Source organism: Bradyrhizobium yuanmingense (assembly GCF_025200905.1).
GTDB classification, from domain to species: domain Bacteria; phylum Pseudomonadota; class Alphaproteobacteria; order Rhizobiales; family Xanthobacteraceae; genus Bradyrhizobium; species Bradyrhizobium yuanmingense.
Genome location: NZ_CP104173.1, coordinates 2,501,461 through 2,522,415, shown reverse-complemented (window position 1 = coordinate 2,522,415; position 20,955 = coordinate 2,501,461). Strand labels below are relative to the sequence as shown.

Annotated in this window: 21 protein-coding genes; 12 read left to right on the top strand and 9 right to left on the bottom strand. The window is 63.8% G+C overall.

What is annotated here, in order from left to right:
• The 3 genes from N2605_RS11730 to N2605_RS11720 all read right to left on the bottom strand — a co-directional run bounded on the left by N2605_RS11730 (position 1) and on the right by N2605_RS11720 (position 2,884).
• Positions 1 to 234, bottom strand: coding sequence for a 4Fe-4S dicluster domain-containing protein (locus N2605_RS11730; protein ID WP_007593252.1), 234 nt, complete (start codon positions 232 to 234; stop codon positions 1 to 3).
• Positions 235 to 266: 32 nt separating this feature from the next.
• Positions 267 to 2,009 carry a fumarate reductase/succinate dehydrogenase flavoprotein subunit gene (locus tag N2605_RS11725; protein ID WP_036005569.1) on the bottom strand — a complete coding sequence of 581 codons (1,743 nt, stop codon included), beginning with the start codon at positions 2,007 to 2,009 and terminating at the stop codon, positions 267 to 269.
• Positions 2,010 to 2,110: 101 nt separating this feature from the next.
• Positions 2,111 to 2,884: a ferredoxin--NADP reductase gene (locus tag N2605_RS11720; RefSeq protein WP_036005636.1), complete on the bottom strand. Its 774-nt coding sequence runs from the start codon at positions 2,882 to 2,884 to the stop codon at positions 2,111 to 2,113.
• A gap of 205 nt (positions 2,885 to 3,089) precedes the next feature.
• Between N2605_RS11720 and N2605_RS11715 the strand changes: the two genes are divergently transcribed.
• The 5 genes from N2605_RS11715 to N2605_RS11695 all read left to right on the top strand — a co-directional run bounded on the left by N2605_RS11715 (position 3,090) and on the right by N2605_RS11695 (position 7,641).
• Positions 3,090 to 3,386 carry a gamma-butyrobetaine hydroxylase-like domain-containing protein gene (locus N2605_RS11715; protein ID WP_036005572.1) on the top strand — a complete coding sequence of 99 codons (297 nt, stop codon included), beginning with the start codon at positions 3,090 to 3,092 and terminating at the stop codon, positions 3,384 to 3,386.
• 100 nt (positions 3,387 to 3,486) lie between these two features.
• Positions 3,487 to 4,260 (top strand): Crp/Fnr family transcriptional regulator, encoded by a 774-nt coding sequence (locus N2605_RS11710; protein ID WP_260346604.1) that lies wholly within the window; start codon positions 3,487 to 3,489, stop codon positions 4,258 to 4,260.
• A gap of 182 nt (positions 4,261 to 4,442) precedes the next feature.
• Positions 4,443 to 5,864, top strand: a complete 1,422-nt coding sequence (locus tag N2605_RS11705; protein ID WP_036023356.1) for an ABC transporter substrate-binding protein — start codon at positions 4,443 to 4,445, stop codon at positions 5,862 to 5,864.
• A complete protein-coding gene (locus tag N2605_RS11700; protein WP_260346603.1) occupies positions 5,861 to 6,772 on the top strand; it encodes an ABC transporter permease in 912 nt (303 codons plus the stop codon). Before N2605_RS11705 ends, N2605_RS11700 begins: the two co-directional genes overlap by 4 nt.
• The gene (locus N2605_RS11695; RefSeq protein ID WP_260346602.1) at positions 6,769 to 7,641 is read left to right on the top strand and encodes an ABC transporter ATP-binding protein; all 873 of its coding nucleotides are present in this window, start codon (positions 6,769 to 6,771) and stop codon (positions 7,639 to 7,641) included. The genes N2605_RS11700 and N2605_RS11695 overlap by 4 nt, the downstream gene beginning before the upstream one ends.
• A 126-nt stretch (positions 7,642 to 7,767) precedes the next feature.
• Here N2605_RS11695 and N2605_RS11690 read toward each other — a convergent pair whose 3' ends face one another.
• The 3 genes from N2605_RS11690 to ald form a co-directional block, all read right to left on the bottom strand.
• Complete coding sequence (locus N2605_RS11690; protein WP_260346601.1) at positions 7,768 to 8,826, bottom strand: YeiH family protein; 1,059 nt, start codon at positions 8,824 to 8,826, stop codon at positions 7,768 to 7,770.
• A gap of 111 nt (positions 8,827 to 8,937) precedes the next feature.
• Positions 8,938 to 9,156: a hypothetical protein gene (locus tag N2605_RS11685; RefSeq protein WP_260346600.1), complete on the bottom strand. Its 219-nt coding sequence runs from the start codon at positions 9,154 to 9,156 to the stop codon at positions 8,938 to 8,940.
• Between the two features lie 157 nt (positions 9,157 to 9,313).
• Positions 9,314 to 10,429, bottom strand: coding sequence for an alanine dehydrogenase (gene ald / locus N2605_RS11680; protein ID WP_260346599.1), 1,116 nt, complete (start codon positions 10,427 to 10,429; stop codon positions 9,314 to 9,316).
• A gap of 143 nt (positions 10,430 to 10,572) precedes the next feature.
• Between ald and N2605_RS11675 the strand changes: the two genes are divergently transcribed.
• The 6 genes from N2605_RS11675 (at position 10,573) to N2605_RS11650 (ending at position 17,939) form a co-directional block, all read left to right on the top strand.
• On the top strand, positions 10,573 to 11,052 hold the full coding sequence (locus tag N2605_RS11675) for an Lrp/AsnC family transcriptional regulator (RefSeq protein WP_260346598.1): 480 nt from the start codon (positions 10,573 to 10,575) through the stop codon (positions 11,050 to 11,052).
• Between the two features lie 140 nt (positions 11,053 to 11,192).
• On the top strand, positions 11,193 to 11,678 hold the full coding sequence (locus tag N2605_RS11670) for a (2Fe-2S)-binding protein (RefSeq protein WP_260347439.1): 486 nt from the start codon (positions 11,193 to 11,195) through the stop codon (positions 11,676 to 11,678).
• Complete coding sequence (locus N2605_RS11665; RefSeq protein ID WP_260346597.1) at positions 11,675 to 12,691, top strand: FAD binding domain-containing protein; 1,017 nt, start codon at positions 11,675 to 11,677, stop codon at positions 12,689 to 12,691. The genes N2605_RS11670 and N2605_RS11665 overlap by 4 nt, the downstream gene beginning before the upstream one ends.
• A 7-nt stretch (positions 12,692 to 12,698) precedes the next feature.
• Positions 12,699 to 14,903: a xanthine dehydrogenase family protein molybdopterin-binding subunit gene (locus N2605_RS11660; protein WP_260346596.1), complete on the top strand. Its 2,205-nt coding sequence runs from the start codon at positions 12,699 to 12,701 to the stop codon at positions 14,901 to 14,903.
• A 96-nt stretch (positions 14,904 to 14,999) separates the two neighbouring features.
• Positions 15,000 to 17,357, top strand: a complete 2,358-nt coding sequence (locus N2605_RS11655) for an Orn/Lys/Arg family decarboxylase (RefSeq protein ID WP_260346595.1) — start codon at positions 15,000 to 15,002, stop codon at positions 17,355 to 17,357.
• 6 nt (positions 17,358 to 17,363) lie between these two features.
• Entirely contained in the window at positions 17,364 to 17,939 is a 576-nt protein-coding gene (locus tag N2605_RS11650; protein WP_260346594.1) for a GNAT family N-acetyltransferase, read from the top strand.
• 4 nt (positions 17,940 to 17,943) lie between these two features.
• On the opposite strand, the gene N2605_RS11645 is transcribed toward N2605_RS11650, so the two are convergent.
• Complete coding sequence (locus N2605_RS11645) at positions 17,944 to 18,156, bottom strand: hypothetical protein (protein ID WP_260346593.1); 213 nt, start codon at positions 18,154 to 18,156, stop codon at positions 17,944 to 17,946.
• A 164-nt stretch (positions 18,157 to 18,320) separates the two neighbouring features.
• Here N2605_RS11645 and N2605_RS11640 point away from each other — a divergent pair, with 164 nt between their 5' ends.
• Positions 18,321 to 19,262, top strand: coding sequence for an ornithine cyclodeaminase family protein (locus N2605_RS11640; protein ID WP_260346592.1), 942 nt, complete (start codon positions 18,321 to 18,323; stop codon positions 19,260 to 19,262).
• Between the two features lie 36 nt (positions 19,263 to 19,298).
• Here N2605_RS11640 and N2605_RS11635 read toward each other — a convergent pair whose 3' ends face one another.
• Both N2605_RS11635 and N2605_RS11630 read right to left on the bottom strand, forming a co-directional pair.
• Positions 19,299 to 19,739, bottom strand: a complete 441-nt coding sequence (locus N2605_RS11635; RefSeq protein WP_260346591.1) for a flagellar basal body rod protein FlgC — start codon at positions 19,737 to 19,739, stop codon at positions 19,299 to 19,301.
• 116 nt (positions 19,740 to 19,855) lie between these two features.
• Entirely contained in the window at positions 19,856 to 20,905 is a 1,050-nt protein-coding gene (locus N2605_RS11630) for a hydroxyacid dehydrogenase (RefSeq protein ID WP_260346590.1), read from the bottom strand.
• Between the last annotated feature and the right edge of the window lie 50 nt (positions 20,906 to 20,955).

The window sequence follows — 20,955 nt, the reverse complement described above, 5'->3', positions numbered from 1 at the left end:
TCACCTCAACAGATAGGGAATGTTGACGGTGACGGCGCCGGTCGGACAATCCGCTTCGCAGGGCATGCAATACCAGCACTCGTCATAGGCCATGTAGGCCTTGTTGGTCATGTCGCTGATGCGCAGCACGTCGAGCGGGCAGACATCGACGCACACCGTGCAGCCCTTGTCCGCGATGCATTTGGCGTCGTCGACCACCACCGGAACCGATGTCTGATAGGACGCGAGAGGCATGTGATGTCTCCTGTTGGCTATGTTCTGGTGGATCAGGCCGAGGCGCGAATGCGCTGCTTGTCGTAGAGGTCCTTCTCGTCGTCCGCGATCGGCACGACATAGGGCTCGACTGCGCGCTTCTCGCTGGTCATCCTGCCGTCCTGCTTGGACAGCAGCGTGTGGCAGAACCAGTTCTCGTTGTCCTTCTCCGGGAAATCCGTCCGCCAGTGATAGAGACCCCAGCGGCTCTCTTCGCGGTAGAGCGAGGCGTGTGCGGCCATATCGGCACAGTCCATGATCGACTGCACTTCGAGCGCGCGCAGCAATTCGTGCGCGTTGCGCGCGATCATGCGCTCCTGCATATCCTCACGCGCTTCGGCGAGCCGCCGCACGCCGAGCTCATATTTGCGCGTGACCTTCGGCGGCTGGAGATAGTCGTTGACCAGACGGCGGGTCTTGTACTCAATCTGGTTCGGCGGAATGCCGTCCTCGCGCTTGGTCGGCGCCATCACGCGCTCGCGTTCCATGGCGACGTCGGCCGCGTCGAATTCCGCGAAATCATGGTTGTCGGCGAACTCCATCGCGTCGATGCCTGCGACCGAGCCGTTGGTGAAGGCGCCGAGCATGTAATTGTGCGGGACGCTCGCCATGTCGCCGGCGGCGTAGAGGCCGGGTACGGTGGTGCGGGCATTGTCGTCGACGAACACGCCTGACGCGCTGTGGCCGGAGCAGAAGCCGATCTCGGAGATATGCATCTCGATGGACTCACTGCGGTAGTCGACCCCGCGCCCCTGCTGGAACAGGCCGCGCGTCGGACGCTCGACCTTGTGCAGCGTGGATTCGATCTCGGAAATGGTGTCGGGGTGGAGATGCTTGAGCTGGAGGAACACCGGACCCTTGCCGGAGAGGAGCTCGTTGTAGAACTCCAGCATCATCTGGCCGGACCAGTAGTCGCATTCGATGAAGCGCGAGCCTTCGTTGTTTGCCGTATATGCGCCGAACGGGCCGGCGACATAGGCGCAAGCCGGGCCGTTATAGTCCTTGATCAGCGGGTTGATCTGGAAGCATTCGAGGTTCGCAAGCGCGGCGCCGGCGTGATACGCCATGGCGTAGCCGTCGCCGGAATTGGCGGCGTTCTCATAGGTGCCGAACATGTAGCCGGAGGTCGGCAGACCTAGCCGGCCGGCGGCGCCCATGCACAGGATCACGGCCTTGGCCTTGATCACGAGCATCTCGGCGGTGCGCGTATTGACGCTGATGGCACCGGCGATGCGACCGTCGGAGGACTTGAGCAGACGCGTCGCCATGTAGCGGTTGGAGATCAGGATGCGGGCGCGGCGGAGCTGGCGGTAGAGCGCCTTCTTCACGGTCTCGCCGTTCGGCATTGGCAGCACATAGGTGCCGATGTGGTGCACCTTCTTGACGGCGTAGTCGCCGTTCTCGTTCTTCAGGAAGCGAATGCCGAAGCTGTCCAGTTCCTCGATGATCTTGTAGCAGTTCTGGGCGTATTTGTAGACCGCCTTCTGATCGACGATGCCGTCATTGGCGATGGTGATTTCCTTGGTGTACTGCTCCGGCGTCGCGTAACCGGGGATGACGGCGTTGTTGAGCCCATCCATACCCATCGAGATCGCGCCGGAGCGCTTGACGTTCGCCTTCTCGAGCAGGACGACATTGGCCTTCGGGTTCTTCAGCTTCGCCTTCAGTGCCGCCATCGGGCCGGCTGTGCCGCCGCCGATCACCAGCACATCGCAGGAAACTTCCGAAAGTCCGTCGACGATCTGATCTAGTGCCATCGCTTGCTCCTGGTTCGCCGATCCCGGCGCCTTTGCGTCAGATTTGTTCAGGGGGCGTCGCCGCGATAGCAATTAGTTGTCGCTGGGACGCGATTTGTAGCTCAGCGCTCGACGAAGGCTTTTTCGATGACGAAATGGCCGGGCTGGCTATGGTTGCCCTCGACAAAGCCGCGCGCCGCGAACATCGCGTGGAGTTCCTCGAGCATCGCCGGGCTGCCGCACAGCATGATGCGGTCAGTTTCGATGTCGAGGCTCGCTTGTCCGATATCCTCGAAGAGCTGGTTCGAGGCGATCAGGTCGGTGATGCGGCCGCGATTCCGGAACGGCTCGCGGGTGACGGTCGGGTAGTAGACGAGCTTGTCGCGGATCAAGGGGCCGAAGAATTCGTGATTGCGCAGGTCCTCGACGAGGTGCTCGCCATAGGCGAGTTCCGAGACCTGGCGGCAGCCATGGGCGAGCACGATGGTCTCGTAATTCTCATAGACGTCGGGGTCCTTGATCAGGCTGGCGAAGGGCGCCAGGCCCGTTCCGGTTGAAAGCAGCAGCAGGCGTTTTCCCGGAATGAGGTTGCCGGTGATCAGCGTGCCCGTCGCCTTGCGCCCGACCAGGATGATGTCACCTTCCCTGATCTTCTGAAGGCGCGAGGTCAGCGGGCCGTCCTGCACCTTGATCGAGAAGAATTCGAGCGCCTCCTCGTGATTGGCGCTGGCCATGCTGTAGGCGCGCATCAACGGCTTGCCCTCGACCTCCAGACCAATCATTGCGAACTGGCCGTTCTGGAAGCGGAAGCCGGGATCGCGCGTCGCGGTGAAGCTGAACAGGGACTCGGTCCAGTGCCTGACCGACAGAACCGTTTCCTTCTGAAATGCACTCATCGTCTCTCCTTGGTCATCGATGACGCGCAAGGTTTCGGAGAGAGGAGAGTCCGGCAATTCGGAAGTGAAGTTCCCGGTCGATTAGTTTCACATTTCGCGTGGGTTGCTCGAAGAGCAGGCTCGCGATCCCACCCGCACCGGCAATTAGTTGCTATTCGTGCGTTCCCGCCTCGACGTAGAACGAAGTCAGAGGTTCGTCATGACAATGACATTGGTGGCACCGACCGTGGCCGACTACGAAGCCAGCGCCGATCTCGCTTCGCTCCTGGTCCGCACCGCGCAGGACGACGCGCTCAGCGTTTCTGCCGAAACACTCCGCCTCTCCTGCAAATGCGCCCATTGCACCCGCGCCCGCTTCGACGGCCGCTTCCCCAAAGCGTTTCCGGGGATTGCGATTACCGACATCGGCGATCTCGGCTATGGGCTGAACATTTCGTTTTCGGATGGGCACAACCGGGGGATTTATCCGAAGCCGTATCTGCTGAACTTGGCGGGGCGGTGACCCGGTATTCGGTGTCATTTCCCCGCGCGAGGCGTCTGCCCCCATCTGGCACGGACATTGCTCCTCTTTAGAACGATTTGAAACGTTCGGGAGGCAGGCGATGTTGCAGGCAGCGAATGCGGTTCGCGGGGCTGTTCCCCCAGCAGTCAGGCCTGCCAGCAGTTCCTCGCTGCTGCTCACCGAGAACCAGCAATGGATCGGCGGTCCACCCCCGTTGATGGACAAGCTCTCACCGCGCGAGCGGGAGTTGGTGCTGAAGCAGGGCCGCCGCAAGGTGCTCAATCGCGGCCAAACGCTGTTCAGCCAGGGCGGCAAGCATGACGGCATCTGGCTGATCGAGAGCGGCCGCATCCGTGTATTCTACACCTCGCCACTCGGACGCGAAATCACGCTGGCCTATTGGCATGTTGGCAATTTCGTCGGCGGCCCCGAAGTGTTCGAAGGCACCGTGCATCAATGGTCCGGCGTTGCCTCCAGTAATTGCAGCGTCGTGCACCTGCCCGGAAAGGAACTGCGGTCCCTTGCTACAGAGATCCCGAACCTCGCGATTGGCCTGATCGAAGGCCTGACGTTCAAGGGCAAATGCTATTCGGCGCTGGCCCAGATGCTGGGGACGCGCTCGATCACGCAGCGTCTCGCCCATCTCTTGCTGCATCTCGTCGAGCTCTACGGCGTCGAGGATGCCGACGGCACGGTGATCGCCGCGGCCTTCACCCACGCCGACATCGCCCACATGGTCGGCGCCACCAGGCAATGGGTCACGATCAGCCTGAAGCGGATGCAGGAGAAGGGAATCGTGCTGACCAAACGGTCGCAGATCGTGGTCTGCCGGACCGACATTCTCGAGGAGATGCGCGGCCAGGCGACGGATTGAAGGGGGCCCGCGACCATGGCCGATGCACAGGCAAGCGGCTTTATAGTGCAGGACTGCCCAAGGAGTATGCAATCAGCTTTTCCCGGCAACTAATCGACTGCGGCGGCCACTCCGGATTTGCCCTGCTTGCGCCCTCCCCCAATCATGGCACCCACAGCACATCCAACCGAATGAGGATGAGAATGGTCCGCCATCTTCCCACGCTCTCGATCGCGATGTCGGTGACGTCGCTGGCGCTGCTCGTCGCGCAGCCGGCTTCTGCGGAAACCGTCAAGCTCGGCATCGGAACGCAGGATACCACGACCAACACGGTCACCGCAGGCGTCGTCATCCGCCAATTGCAACTGCTCGAGAAGTACCTGCCGAAGGACGGCAAATACGCCAACATCAAGTTCGAGCTCGAATGGCAAAACTTCACCTCCGGTCCGCCCGTCACCAACGCGATGATGGCGAACAAGCTGCAGATCGGGATGATGGGCGACTATCCGCTCATCGTGAACGGATTCACCTTCGAGAGCAATCCGGAGAGCAAGAGCCGCCTCGTCGGCATCGCCGCCTACAGCCTGTCCGGCTCGGGCAACGGCCTCGTCGTCCACAAGGACTCACCCTATTACGACCTCGCCGATCTCAAGGGTAAGCTCGTCAGCGTGCCTTTCGGCTCCGCCGCGCACGGCATGGTGCTGAAAGCGATGCAGGATCGCGGCTATGCGTCCGATTTCTTCCAGCTCGTCAGCCAGAGCCCGGAGGTCGGCTCGACCAATCTGCAGGAGAAGAAGATCGACGGGCACGCCGATTTCGTCCCCTTCGCCGAGCTGTTGCCGTTCCGCGGCTTCGCGCGGAAGATCTTCGACGGCGTCGAAACGAACTTGCCGACCTTCCACGGCATCGTGGTTCGCACCGACTTCGCCGAAAAATATCCCGAGGTCGTCGTCGCCTATTTCAAGGCGCTAATCGCCGCCAATCAGTGGCTGCGCGCGGATCCCAAGCTGGCCGCCGAGAAGATCCAGGAATGGACCGGCATCAACAAGGAGGTCGTCTACATCTTCTTAGGGCCCAGCGGCAATATGACGACCGATCCGACTATCAAGCCGGCGCTGATCGATGCGGCCACGACCGACGTCAAGGTGCTGCAGAATCTCGGCCGCATGAAGGAGTTCGATCCGAAAAAATGGGTCGACGACAAATACATCCGCAAGGCCTATGCTGAAATGAAGCTCGACTACGACGCCCAGCTCGCGAGCACCAACAACTATGAGATCTCGGGCGAGGACAGCTTCTGCAAGAAGCCCATCACCGATCCGCGCAAGGCGGGCGAAGTTTGGGTCGACGGTGCCGGCATCATGCCCTTCTCGTCCGCCAGCTGCACGCTCGGCGCCTATGCCGACTACAAGGCCAAGGGCAAGAAGATCAACGTCGCCTACGTCTTCGACACCACGCGCGGCATCAAGCTGTTCGCCGATCAGGCCTTCTTCGCGGTCGGCAATAGCGAGGTCGCCCCGTTCCTGCTGAAGAAGGACGCCGAAGCCTACGCTGCCAAGATCAGCGGCAAGGTGCTCGGCTTCGATGAAGCGATGAAGGCCGCCGTCGGCGGAGGCAAGACGTGAGCAGCCCCGCCCTCGTCAGACAGCCCGAGGACAGCATGCCGGCAACAGCACTTGCAGCGGCGGACCCCTCGCTCGCCGCCATCACCCCGCCCACGACGCCGCCTTCCTTCGGCACACTCGCCTTGCGCTGGTACCGGCTCAATCGGGCGGGTCTGCGGGCGACCGCGATCGGCATCGTCTCGCTGCTCGCGTTCCTGCTGGTCTGGCATCTGCTCACGACCTATCGGGTCGTGTTCTTCGTGCGCTTCACCAACGTGCCCTCGCCGCTCGCGGTCTATGACAGCTTCATCAAGGCGATTCACGATCCTAAATTCCTGATGCACATCCTGCTCAGCTGCCGGCGCATCTTCATCGGATTCTCGCTCGCGGCGATCCTCGGCGTGCCGCTCGGCCTCATCATGGGACGCTTCAAGCTGGTGCATGAGGTGATCTTTCCGGTCGCCGAAGTGCTGCGGCCGATCCCGGCAATCGCCTGGGTGCCGATGGCGATCATGCTGTGGCCGACCAACGAGCAGAGCATCGTCTACATCACCTTCCTCGGTTCGTTCTTCCCGATTCTCGTCAACACCCTGCACGGCATGTCGCTGGTCGACCCCGTGCTGGTACGCGCCGCGCAATGTCTCGGCGCGCGCGAACGCTCGATCTTCCGGGAGGTCTATTTCCCAGCCTCGCTGCCGCACATCTTCACCGGCCTCACCGTCGGCATGGGCGTCGCCTGGGTGTCGCTGATCGCCGCCGAGATGATCTCCGGCCAGTACGGCATCGGCTATTTCACCTGGGAAGCTTATTCGCTGGTCCAGTACGCCGACATCGCGCTCGGCATGATCGCGATCGGCGTGCTCGGCCTCGGGTCCAGCTTGCTGATCAGGGGCGCGGGGCAATTGGTAATGCCGTGGAGGTCGACATGAGCGAGGTGCTAGTGAACAGCCCAAAAGGCCACATCGAAGTCAAGAACTTCTCCCTCGCCTACGAGACCATCGAGGGCGCGGTGCAGGCCGTGACCGACACGCAGATCCATGTGCGGCCCGGCGAGTTCGTGTCGATCGTCGGCCCGTCCGGCTGCGGAAAGTCGACGCTGCTCAATGCGGTCGCAGGCTTCCTCAAGCCGACGACCGGCGTCGTTACCGTCGACGGTGAGCGGGTAAACGGTCCGAGCGCCGAACGCGGCATGGTGTTTCAGCAGTATTCTCTGTTTCCGTGGAAAACCGTGCGGGAGAACGTCGAGTTCGGCCTGAAGATGCGCGGCATGCCACGCTCGCAGCGCGAACGCGCCGCGCGCACGCTGCTGGGGCTTGCGGGACTCGAAGCGTTCGAAAAGCATTATCCGGAAAGGCTCTCTGGCGGCATGAAGCAGCGCGTCGGCATCGTTCGCGCGCTCGCGACGGGACCGAAAGTGCTGTTGCTGGACGAGCCCTTCGGCGCGCTCGACGCGCAGACGCGCGTCATCATGCAGCAGATCCTCACCAATATGTGGCAGCGGCTGAAGATCTCGGTGCTGTTCGTCACCCACGACATTGACGAAGCCATCTTCCTGTCCGACCGCGTCTATTGCATGACCGCGCGGCCGGGCTCGATCAAGGCAGAGATCCCGATCCCGCTGGAGCGGCCGCGGCAGCAATCGATGATGATGTCGTCGGAATTCTTGGCGCTCCGCCGCGGGCTGATGTCGCTGATCCGCGAAGAGAGCCTGAAGGCGATGGGCGGAGAGATCACCGACTTGGGCATGCAGGGGCTGAACATCGAGCTGCACGGCCACTCGCTCGCGGACGTGATTTGATTTAGCCCCTCCTCGCTGCGATGACGCTCTTGTAGGGTGGGCAAAGCGGAGCGTGCCCACCACCTGTCGCAATACGAGAGAGATCGTGGACGCACCTTTGCCCACCCTACGGCAGCTTTGCCCTGATCACTTGAACCAGTGCACCAGCGCGATGCTGATCCCCAGCAGCAGGATCAGCGACAGCGTCACGGCGGCTGTCACCCGGCCGCCGACATTGGCGAGCACGCGCACGTCGACGCCGAGGCCGAGGGCGGCCATCGAGACCACCGTGAGAAAGCCCGTGATCGTCGTCACGGGGCCAACCACTGTCACCGGCACGATCTCCAGCGAGCGCAGGGTCGCAAGCGCAAGGAAGCCGAGGATGAACCAGGGGACCAGGCGGAAGAAGCCGACGCTGGTTTTCTTGGCATCGCTCTGCCAGCGCGAGGCGACCAGCGACAGGCCGACCACGACCGGGCCGAGCATCAGAACACGCATCAGCTTCACCAGCGTGCCGATCTGGGTCGAGACGAGCCCTGCCGGCACCGTCGCGGCGAGCACCTGCGGCACTGCGTAGACGGTGAGCCCGGCGAGAATGCCGTACTGCGTTGCGGACAATTGCAGCAGCGGGATCAGCAGCGGCAGGCCCAGCACCATCATCACGCCAAGGATCGCCGTGAAGGAGATCGAGGACGCGATCTCGTCGTTGCTGGCGCCGATGATGGGCGCCACCGCCGCGATCGCGGAATTGCCGCAGATCGAGTTGCCGCAGGCGATCAGGATCGACAGCCGCGTCGACAGGCCGAGCAACCGGCTGAGCCCGAAGGAGGCGCAGAGCGCGACCACGACAACCGCGGCAATGGAGGCGAGCAGCGCGATGCCGGAAGCAGCGATCGCGGCAAAGCTGATGGAGGCCCCGAGCAGCATCACGGCGACTTCCAGCAGTTGCTTGGCGCTGAAGGCGATGCCCGCCTGCCAACGTGGGGCCGGCTTCCAGAAGCTGCGCACCGCCATGCCGAGCAGGATCGCCATGACCAGCGCCTCGACATAGGGATGCTCGAACACGCCCAGTTCGGCCCGCTCGAGCAGGGCCGACACGCCGGCGATCGCGATACAGAGGAGGATGCCCGGAATCAGCGCCGCAATACGGCTGACGGCGGTGGCCGGCTTGGCATCGGCCGGGCTGGATGCTTGATTCTGCGACACAAATCTCTCCCGAAGGAGAAAGATTTATACGCACCGCGACCCGATTGGGAAATATGTTTTCGACATATCAGGGCCGAGAGAAGTTCTGTCCTCGGACCGGAATAAACGGACTCAGAAGATCAGGTTCTTGGCCAGCGAGGCGACGCGGCTGAAGCCGTCATAGATGCCGGGCTCGAAGAAGGCTGCGCGGGCCAGCACGATGCCCGCGACCAGCGACCAGAACAGGGTAGTGCCGGCCCGCAGCAGGAGCTTCGATGCGCGCGACTTGGGCTGTGTGTCCGTTGCGGACACCAGTTGCTCGCCGAAGGGCTCAAATCCAATGCGTTCCATGGCTGCCGATCCACCAATTTCTGGCGGAAATGTCGTCGTTTCGGCTGCAAACAGCAATGGAAGCGATTGGCGTTTTTGCCCTCGGAAGGGGAAACTCCTTCCTCCGGATAGAGCCGCGGCAATAGTTTTCTTCTTCCCGCCTGTTTGGACCCCGCCGCTAAGCCGCCAGCCCGCTCTCTACTGGCGCAAACTCCAGCCCCAGACTCTCCGCCACCGCCTTGTTCGTCACCCGGCCGCGATGCACGTTGAGCCCGTTGCGCAGGTGCGGATTCTCCAAGACGGCCGCAAATCCCTTGTCGGCGAGCATCAGGCCGAACGGCAGCGTTGCGTTGTTCAGGGCCTGGCTCGAGGTCACCGGCACCGCGCCCGGCATGTTGGCGACACAATAGTGAACGACGCCGTCGACCTCGTAAGTCGGCTCCGCGTGCGTGGTCGGGTGCGAGGTCTCGAAGCAGCCGCCCTGGTCGATCGCGACGTCGACCAGCACGGCTCCCGGCCGCATCGATTTCAGCATCGCGCGCGTGACGAGCTTCGGCGCGCTCGCGCCGGGCACAAGCACGGCACCGATCACGACGTCGGCGGCGAACACCTCGTCCTCGACCGCCTCGATGGTGGAGAAACGGGTGCGTACGCGTCCAACAAACAGATCGTCCAGTTCGCGCAGGCGCGGGATCGAGCGGTCGATCACGGTGACTTCGGCCCCTAGGCCGGCGGCCATGCGTGCCGCCTGCGTTCCGACCACGCCGCCGCCGAGCACGACGACGCGTGCCGGCTGCACGCCGGGCACGCCGCCGAGCAGGAGGCCGCGGCCGCCGGCCGAGCGCTTGAGCGCGGCGCCGGCGGCCTCGATGGCGAGGCGGCCGGCGACTTCGCTCATCGGGGCGAGCAGCGGGAGGTGACCGCTCGCGTCGGTGACGGTTTCATAGGCGATTGCGGTGCAGCCGGAAGCGAGCAGGCCCTTGGCCTGCTCGGGATCCGGCGCAAGATGAAGGTAAGTAAAAAGGATCTGGCCTTCGCGAAGCTGAGCCCATTCGCTCTTCTGCGGCTCCTTCACCTTCACGATCATGTCGGACTTTGCAAAGATCTCGCGAGCGGTCTCGGCAATGGACGCCCCTGCCCGCCGGTACACCTCGTCGGACGCACCGATGCCGCTGCCGGCGCCGCTCTCGACCGTCACCTGGTGCCCGGCGGCGACATATTCACGGACAGCGCCCGGGGTGAGCCCGACGCGATATTCCTGCAGCTTGATCTCCTTGGGGACTCCGACGCGCATCTTGATCTCCCTCGCCAATGCTTTGATTCCGTTGTTGATCGTAGCGAGAGCGTCGGTTTGGTTTCGTGCAAATATCCGCTACCTTGGCGGCGCCCGCGCCGGTTTCCGGCGCGAAATTATCCTTTGACGCTGGAAACGAAACCTTGGCCCTCGACCGGAAAGACCTCGCCATCCTCGCGGAACTCACGACCAATGCGCGAGCCAGCCACACCGAGCTTGCCAACAAGATCGGCTTGTCGAGCACGGCGCTGGCGCGGCGGCAGAAGGCGCTGGAGGATGACGGCTACATCCAGGCCTACCAGGCCGCGCTTGACCTGACCCAGTTCGGCCTCACCACCACGGTGCTGGTTCGCATCGCGTTGGAGAGCCAGAGCGACGAGGCGCTGAAGGCGTTCGAGGCAGAGGTGACGAAATGTCCCTCCGTCGTGCGCTGCTTCCTGATGTCGGGGACGGACGACTACATCCTGATCGTGCTTGCCCGCGACATCCAGGATTTCGAGCGCATCCATCGCACCGAACTGTCCCGCCTGCCGCGCGTCGCGCGGGTGCAATCGAGCTTCGCGCTGCGCGAGATCGTCAACCGCGCGGTGCCGACCGTGGTGTTCGGCGAGACCAAGCGCTGATCCCGTCGATCCGATCGGGAGAACCGGTCGGGAACCAAGCAACCCGTCATCCGTTGGGCGCTATCGGCCAGCGACGGCAACGCATTCTCGCGTCATTTGCACAATTTGCCCGGCTCGGCCTTTCCGCAGGGAAATACACCATGGCCGACCTTACGATCCCCGAACGCATTCCGATCAACCTCGTCGTCAATGGCGAAAGCCGCGCGCTCGAGGTCGCGCCATGGACCACGCTTCTGGATGCGCTGCGTGACCGTCTGGAGCTGACCGGCACGAAGAAAGGCTGCGATCACGGCCAATGCGGTGCCTGTACCGTGCTGATCGACGGAAGGCGGGTCAATTCCTGCCTGACCCTGGCCGTCATGAGGGATGGCGCCGAGATCACGACCATCGAAGGCTTGGCAAAGGACGGCATGTTGCATCCCCTGCAACAGGCCTTCATCGATCACGATGCCTTTCAGTGCGGTTATTGCACGCCGGGACAGATTTGCTCTGCCGCGGGCCTGTTGGCCGAAGGCCGTGCGCGCGATGCGGACGAGATCCGGGAGCTGATGAGCGGTAACCTCTGCCGCTGCGGTGCCTACCCCAACATCGTGGCTGCGATCGAGCAGGCAATGAGCCGGTCATGAACAACTTCCAATATTCCCGCGCAAGCGATATTGCCGACGCCATCCGTCTGCTCGCCGCCGATCCCGGCGCGAAGCTGATTGCCGGCGGCACCAACCTGATCGATCTGATGAAGGAGAATGTGGAACGGCCCTCGCGCCTGATCGACATCTCCCGCCTGCCGCTCCGCGACATCGAGGAGACGGCGGACGGCGGTCTGCGCATCGGCGCCTTGGTGCCGAATTCGGACCTCGCCTACCATCCGTTGATCGAGCAGCGCTATCCGCTCCTCGCCAGCGCAATCCTGGCCGGCGCCTCCGCGCAATTGCGCAACATGGCCTCGGTCGGCGGCAATCTGATGCAACGTACGCGCTGCCCCTACTTCTATGACACCACGACACCCTGCAACAAGCGAAGCCCCGGCACGGGCTGCTCGGCCATCGATGGCCTCAACCGCAACCACGCAATCCTCGGCACCAGCAACTCCTGCATCGCGACCAATCCATCCGACATGAGCGTGGCGCTGGCCGCGCTCGGCGCGCTCGTGCATATCGCACGCCCCTCGGGGCAGCGCACCCTCGCGCTGACGGATTTCCATCGGCTTCCCGAGGACAAGCCTCATCTCGACACCAATCTCGGTAGCGGCGAGATCATTGTCGCCATCGAGCTGCCGCCGCACGGCTTTGCCCGGAACTACAGCTATCTGAAGATCCGCGACCGGCTATCCTACGCCTTTGCTCTGGTCTCGGTCGCGGCCGCGCTCGAATTGGAGGGCAACGCGATCGGCGAAGCGCGCCTTGCGCTCGGCGGCGTGGCTCACAAGCCCTGGCGAAGTCTCGAGGCCGAAGCTGCATTGCGCGGTCAGGCGGCAACACCGGATCATTTCGGGCGCGCCGCCGACCTGCTGCTGCAGGGCGCGACGGCACGCTCCCATAATGGGTTCAAGATCGACTTGGCGCGCCGAGCCGTCGTGCGTGCGCTGATGCAGGCCGCAAGCGCCACGCCGCAATCACAAGCTCACAAGAAGATCGCATGAGGGCTCGATGAACGCCTATGTCGGAACATCAACATCGCGCGTTGACGGCCGCGCCAAGGTCACCGGGGCCGCCAAATATGCCGGCGAATTCGTAGCTGACGGTCTTCTGCACGGCTTCGTCGTCGAGGCCACCATCGCGCGCGGGCGCATCGCTCGTCTCGACACCAGCGAGGCGCTGAAGGTGAAGGGCGTGATCGACGTGCTCACCCATGCACATCGGCCGCCACTCGCCGACAAGGACGAAGCCTGGAAGGACGAGGTGGCGCCGGAGAAGGGCTCGCCCTTCCGTCCGCTCTATGACGACAGGATCAAGTTCAACGGCCAGCCGATCGCACTGGTCGTCGCGGAAGACTGGGAGACCGCCAAGTTCGCCGCAACCCGCGTTCGGGTCGAATATGAGCAGGAGGCGTTTGCGACCGATCTCGAATCCGAACGCGGCAAGGCCGAAAAAGTGGATCAACCGCACAAGCCGCGTGGTGATGCCGCAGCAGCCCTGACCCGCGCGGCCGTGCGCCACGAGGCGGACTACGTCATTCCGAGCGAGCACCACAACCCCATGGAGCTCTTCGCGACGACGGCGGTCTGGAACGGTGATGGCGGGCTCACGGTCTACGACAAGACGCAGGGCGTCCAGAACGTCCAGAAGTTTCTCTGCAGCGTTTTCGGCAAGAAGCCGGACGACATCCGCGTGATCTCGCCCTATGTCGGCGGCGCCTTCGGCTCGGGCCTGCGACCGCAACACCAGGTGGTGCTGGCAACCCTTGCCGCGCTGGCACTGAAGCGCTCCGTCCGCGTCGTGCTGACGCGACAGCAGATGTATGGCCTGGGCTATCGTCCCATGACCATCGAGCACGTTGTGCTCGGCGCAAGGCCGGACGGCACCCTCGATGCGATCAGCCATGAAGCCATTGCTGTGACCTCACGCTATGAGGATTTTTCACGCAACGATACGGGCTGGGCCGAGCAGCTCTACAAGAGCCCCAACAGCCACTATTCCCACAAGCTGGTCGACCTCGACGTCCCGACGCCCTCCGATATGCGCGCGCCCGGTGCGGCAACGGGCGTCTCCGCGCTGGAATGCGCCATGGACGAATTGGCCGTCGCGCTGAAGCTCGATCCGGTCGAACTGCGCCTGAGGTGCTACTCGGATCGCGACCAGAGCGGGGACCTGCCCTACACCAGCAAGCAGCTGCGCGAGTGCTACGCCCGCGGCGCCGAGGCGTTCGGCTGGAGCCGGCGCAATCCGGCGCCGCGCTCCATGCGCGACGGCAAGGAATTGGTCGGCTGGGGCATGGCGACGGGCGTGTGGGAAGCACTGCAGATGCCGGTCGCTGTCCGCATCGTGCTGACCGCCAACGGCCATGCCGAGGTCTCCTGCGCCGCCTCCGATATCGGCACCGGTACCTATACGATCGTTGCCCAGGTCGCGGCCGATGCTCTCGGGCTGCCGATCGAGAATATCAGCGTCCGGCTCGCGGACTCGAGCCTGCCGCAGGCACCTGTGGAAGGTGGCTCATGGATGGCCGCCTCGAGCGCGCACGCCGTGCTTGGAGCAGCCGAGGAGATTCGCCGCGAGCTCGCGCGATATGCCAAGGCGATGCCTGCCTCGCCACTCGCCGCCGTCGATGCGCCGGACATCATCCTCCTCAACGGCACGGTTGCCAAGGCCGCCGACAGCAATCGCGCCGTTTCGATCGCTGATGCGATGCGCCATGGCCAAGTCGAGCGGATCGAGAAGGAGAAGCTGAACGAGTTCGCCGAGGACAAGTCGCATGCGCGAAACACGCATTCTGCCGTTTTTGCCGAGGTCAAGGTTGATGAAGAGCTCGGCGTCATTCGCGTCACCCGGATCGTGAATGCGGTCGCGGCCGGGCGCATCCTGAACACCAAGACCGGCCGCAGTCAGATCATGGGCGGGGTGGTCTGGGGAATTGGAATGGCGCTGCACGAGGAGACGGTGATGGATCACCGCTTCGGCCGCATCATGAATGCGAACATTGCCGAATACCACATTCCCGTGAACGCCGACGTCCACGACATCGACGTCATTTTCGTCGACGAGCCCGACGACCGCATCAACCGGTTGGGCATCAAGGGGCTCGGCGAGATCGGCATCGTCGGCGTGCCGGCCGCGATTGCTAACGCCGTCTATCATGCCACCGGCAAGCGCATCCGGCGCTTCCCGATCACGCTGGACAAGCTGCTGGAGTGAAGCGTCAGGCCAACCTTGCCGCAGCACTCGGGCATGTCATCCAGATGTCATCGAATGTGCAGAGAGCTGTATCTTCCTGCACATTCGGGACCCGCCATGGACTATTTCAAGCGCTTCAACTTCCTGTTCGCCGCCCCTGTGTTCGATGCCGACGATCTCGAAGGCGTCCGCTTCAACCAGATCATCGAGGAGATCCAGCGCTCCGGCTTCGAAGTGGTCCGGGCCCGCAAGCTGGAGGACGCCGAGATGGCGGTGCAGACCGATGCCGCGATCGGCTGCATGGTGGTGGACTGGGGCAAGAAGGGCCTGGAAGGCAAGACCTCGGCGCTGATCAATCTGATGCGCCGCCGCGGCCTCGACTTCCCGATCATCCTGCTGATCCGTCGCAAGCGGTTCGAGGATTTGCCAGTCGAGGTGCTCGACTTCATCGACGGCTATGTCTTCCTCTCCGAGGAGACGCCCACCTTCATCGCCAAGAACCTGATCAGCCGGCTGAAGCAATATGCGGAGACGCTGAAGACGCCGTTCTTCGGCGCGCTGGTCGACTATGCCGAGGAAGGCAACCAGCTCTGGACCTGCCCGGGGCATAATGGCGGCGTGTTCTATAATCGCAGCCCGATCGGGCGCGTGTTCGTCGAGCATCTCGGCGAATCCGTGTTCCGCGACGACCTCGACAATTCCGTGCTCGACCTCGGCGACCTCCTCACCCATGAAGGCCCGGCGCTGAGGGCGCAGAAGGAAGCGGCGGCGATCTTCGGCGCGGAAAAGACCTATTTTGTGCTCAACGGCACCTCGACCTCGAACAAGATCGCGCTGGGCGCCCTCGTCACCGACGGCGATCTCGTGCTGTTCGACCGCAACAACCACAAGGCCGCCCATCACGGCGCGCTGATGATCAATGGCGGCATCCCGGTCTATGTTCCGACCGTTCGCAACGCCTGGGGGCTGATCGGCCCGATGCGCTGGGACAGGCTCGACGAGAAGGCCCTGCGCGAGGCGATCCGCAACCATCACCTGGTGAACGATCGCGACGCCTGGCGCAAGGAGCGGCCGTTCCGCGTTGCCGTGGTCGAGCAGTGCACCTATGACGGCTCGATCCACAGCGCCGAGATGATCATCAGGCGCATCGGCCATCTCTGCGACTACATCCTGTTCGACGAGGCCTGGGCCGGCTTCATGAAATTCCACCCGCTTTATGCCGGCCGCTTCGCCATGGGGCTGGCAAATCTTTCGCCCGACGCCCCCGGCATCATCGCGATGCAGTCGACCCACAAACAGCTGGCAAGCTTCTCGCAGGCCTCGCAGATCCACATCAAGGATCGCCACATCCGCGGGCAGAAGCGCCGCGTGGAGCACCGCCGCTTCAACGAGAGCTTCATGCAGCATGCATCGACCTCGCCGTTCTACCCGCTGTTCGCCTCGCTCGACGTCGGCGCGCAGATGATGAAGGGCCGCTCCGGCGAAGTGCTGTGGGACGACACGATCCGGCTCGGCATCGAGCTGCGCAAGAAGATCCGGGCGATGCGCCGGGAGTTCGAGGAGAAGGAGCAGAATCCGGATCGCCGCTGGTTCTTCGAGCCGTTCGTTCCCGATCGCGTCGCCATTGCCGACGTCAGCCGCCCCGGCGCGGCGCACAATGTCGCCTGGGAGACTCTCTCGACCGACGAGCTCGCCACCAACCCCGCGCTGTGGCAGCTCTCCCCGGATACCAACTGGCACGGCTTCCCCGATCTCGCGGAAGGCTTTGCCATGACCGATCCGAACAAGCTGACGCTGCTCACGCCCGGGTTCGATCGTGCGACCGGCGCCTATGCCGAGCACGGCATTCCCGCGCCCGTCGTCGCGCAATATCTGCGCGAGAACCGGATCGTCCCCGAGAAGAACGACCTCAACTCCCTGCTTTTCCTGCTCACGCCCGGCGTCGAGGCGAGTAAGGCGGGCACGCTGATCTCCGGCCTCGTCGCGTTCAAGAGGCTGCATGACGACAATGCACTGCTGGCCGACGTCATCCCCGAATTCTATCAGCGGCGGCAGGCGCGCTACGCCGGTGTGCGGCTGCGCGACCTCTGCGGCGAGATGCACCGTTTCTTCCGCGCCGCCGATGTCAGCGCGCTCCAGGCCCGGCAGTTCATGCCCGAGCACATGCCCGAGATCGCGATGTCACCCCGCGATGCCGCGCGCTATCTATTCAAGAACGACGTCGACTACCTCCCGATCGAGGCGATCGCCGGCCGCATCGCGACCACGCCGTTCGTGGTTTACCCGCCCGGCATCGCCACCATCGTGCCCGGCGAGCGGCTGACGGAACGGGCCAAGCCCATGATTGATTATCTCAAGATGTTCGAGACCTGCTTCAACACATTTCCGGGCTTCGACGTCGAGATCCAGGGCGTCTACAAGGAGGTCGATGCGAACGGACGCATCGGGCTCTACACTTATGTCGTGACCGAGTAGGTGCCGATGAACGAAGCAGCTGGGCGCGCGAGCGATGAACCCGTCCTGGTGCGGCCGTCACGCGAGAGCGACGTCGAGGCGATGCTGGCGATCTACCGCCATCACGTCCGCAACGGCGTGCCGCGCGATGTCGAAGGAACCGGTGCACCGGAACCGGACGATCTGCGCGACCGGCGCAAGAACCTGAAGCAGACCCGCCTGCCGCACCTGGTCGCGACCTGGCGCGGCGAGGTCGTTGGCTACGCCTATGCCGTGCTGTTCCGCAAAAGGCCGGCCTATCGCTACACCGCCGAGCACTCGATCTACGTCCACCACGCCCATCTCGGCCGCGGGGTCGGACGGCTGTTGCTCCAGGAATTGATCGACGCCTGCGCGGCGGCCGGCTTCCGCCAGATGATCGGCTATATCGATGCAGATAACGCGCCCTCGCTGACGCTGCACGAGCGATTCGGCTTTGCGCGCGCCGGTCTGCTCAGCGGCGTTGCCTATCGCCACGGCCGCTGGTCCGACACCGTCATGGTGCAACGCTCGCTCGGCGCGGGGACGACGACGCCCCCGCCTGTCACGGCACCAGGCCGGTAGGCCCCTACGACGGAAAGTCTGCCGGTCTCACATGGATGCGGTCGGCGTGCAATGACCAGTGACGCAGTGCCTGATCCTGGCAGAACTTCGCCTTCGCCCGTTCCCTGGCCTCGTCCTCGTCGGCGGCGTCGATCTCGAGCGTGCCCTGGCAGACCTCGCATTGCCGGCCGTATTCGCCGAGCACGTCCTTCATGAACCTGACGACATAAGTTGACATGGGACCTCCCTGCCTGCCCGCCGGCACTCTAGTCCCATTTAGGCCGGACGGGGAAAGGAGATTTTGACGCGGATCAAGGCTTGTCCAGTCCCGGAGGAAGATTCGTTGCGGAACCTGCCGCGCGGGTTTATGGGCAAATGCCGGTCGCCCATGAGGATTTTGCCTTGCACTTTGTCTCCGATACCGAAGTCACGAAAGCTCTGACCTTTCCGATCCTGATTGCGGCCCTCGAAGCAGCGCATCGCCGGCCGAAGATGGAGGTGCTGGACGCCTTCCTTGGAGACGAGAGGGGACAATACGTCATCCGTAGCGCCGTCGATCCCGGCCGCTACATGGCCAGCAAGATGTTCACCAGCTTTCCGGCCAACCTGGCCGAAGGCAGAATGCCGGCGGTGCAGGCCGTGTGCGTGCTGTTCGACGGCACCAATGGGCGGCCGCTGGCGGCGATGGACGGGACCGAGATCACACACTGGCGCACCGCGGCCGACTCCGCGCTGGCCACGAAACTGCTCGCCCCGCCCAATCCCGAGACGCTGCTCTGCGTCGGGGCCGGCGAGATGTCCGAATGGCTGATCCGGGGTCATCGCACCGTGCGGCCGTCACTCGAGCGCGTGCTGATCTGGAATCGCAGCCCGGACCGGGGCGCGGATCTCGCTCAGCGCTTGGCGAAGGCCGGCATCAAGGCGGAAGCAATCACGGATCTCGACGCAGCGACGCACGAGGCCGATGTCATCACCACCTGCACCCGCGCGCATCAGCCGCTGATCAAGGGCCGCAATCTGCGGCCGGGCACGCATCTGGACCTCGTCGGCGGCTACACACCGCAAACCCGGGAGGCTGATGACGAGGCGGCCAAGCGCTCCCGCGTCTTCGTGGACCGGCGGGAATCCGCCTTCCACGGCGTCGGCGACATCCTGCAGCCGATCGCGAGCGGTGCGATCAGCGAGACGGACGTCCTCGGCGACCTCTACGACCTCGTCGGCGGCCTTGTGCAGGGGCGAACGTCACCGTCCGACATCACGTTCTTCAAGAACGCGGGCGGCGGCCATCTCGACCTCATGACCTGCGAGGCCGTGTTCCAACAGCTCGGCGCAAAGCTGGGGTAGTGGCCCAGGCTGGCGAGACACGGCCGACGTCAGCCCTCACGCCTTGATGTCGAGGAGCGTGTCTTGCGTCTCGGCGTAGGCCTGAATGACGTTCGCATTGGCAACGAAGCTGTATTTTGCGGTCACCAGCTGAGCGAATTCGCTAACAAGATCGACATTCGGCGCTGCCACCAGGCCGTCCTGGTTTGCGAAGGGAGCGCTCGGGTCGGATTGCGCGGTATAGCTCGGCGATACCGTCGATACGGTCGCAACCGTACCGCCCGGCGTCGAACCGCTCGAGTGAGAGACCTGATCGACCCGCAAGGGCACGTAGGCTGCAGGAAACGTTAGAGCAATGCCCGCACCGGCCGATGCGCTCGACCCGCCTGACGCGGGTAGTGGGCCGGTCGTGCTGATGTTGGCGATATTGCTCGCCGCCACGTTCACGCGCAAACTCGCCGCAGAAAGTCCGGATGTCGCAATCGAAAGTATGCTCATGCTCCCTGATCTACAGGAGAGGTCAAACGCGTTCATTCACGCCATCAGTAAAATCCACCGCGCTCCGTTTTCATCCTGATAACCAAGGATCGGCGCGCGACTGGGCTTCGCGCGCCCTACCCCGGCGTCACGCCAAAAGCCTGCTTGAAGCGCTCGGCATAGCGCGGCCAAGCTTCGGGATTGATGATGCGCGGCGGGCGCTTGCCGTCGAGCACATCCAGCACCTGCTCGGCGGCGATCCGGCCCATGTTCTGGCGCGCCTCGATGGTGACGCCTGCCGTGTGCGGGCTCGCCAGCACGTTGTCGAACTGGAGCAGCGGATGCTCCGGCGGCGGCGGCTCCTTGGACCAGACGTCGAGGCCGGCACCGGCGATGCGCTTGTCGCGCAGCGCCTGCAGCAGCGCGTCCTCGTCGTGGATGAAGCCGCGTGCGGTGGTGATGAAATAGGCATGCGGCTGCATCAGCGCGAATTCGCGTGTGCTGATCAAGTTGCGGCTGCCCTTGTTGAGCGGGCATGAGATCGAGACGAAATCGGCGCGGCGCAACAGCTCGTCGAGCTCGACCTTCTCCCCGCCCCGCTCGGCCATCACCTCGGCCGACAAATACGGATCGTAGGCAAGCACTGTCATGCCGAGCAGGCCCTTGCACAAGGCGGCGATGCGCCGGCCGACATTACCGAGGCCGATGATGCCGACGGTCTTGCCCTCGACCTCGTTGCCGACGAGATCGTTGCGGTTCACGTCGCGCTCGCGGCGCAGCCGGCGATCCGACTGGATGATGCGCTTGGACAGCGTCAGCATCATCGCCAGCGCGTGCTCGGCGACCGAATGGGCGTTGCCGCCGGACTGGTTGACGACTACGACGCCTGCCTCCGTGCAGGCCTCGACGTCGACGGGATCGAAGCCGGCACCGTTGCTGGAGACCAGCAGCAAATTCGGCGTCCGCTTCAGAAAGGCGGCATCGACATGGAAATGCGGGGCGAGCTCATCGCGGGCGGCGCCGACCTGGTAGACCTGGGCAGCGCCGAGGAGCGGCCCATAGACATCCTCGGGGCTTCGGTTTTCGATGCGATCGAGCCGGACGTCGGGCCGGGCCTTCAGGATATCGATATAGATCGGATTGGCCAAATAATTGGAGTAGACGACGCGCTTGTTGTTGACGGACATCAGGACCCTTCCGGCTCGTTCGCGGGAGATCCGCAAGGTCAGCGCGATGC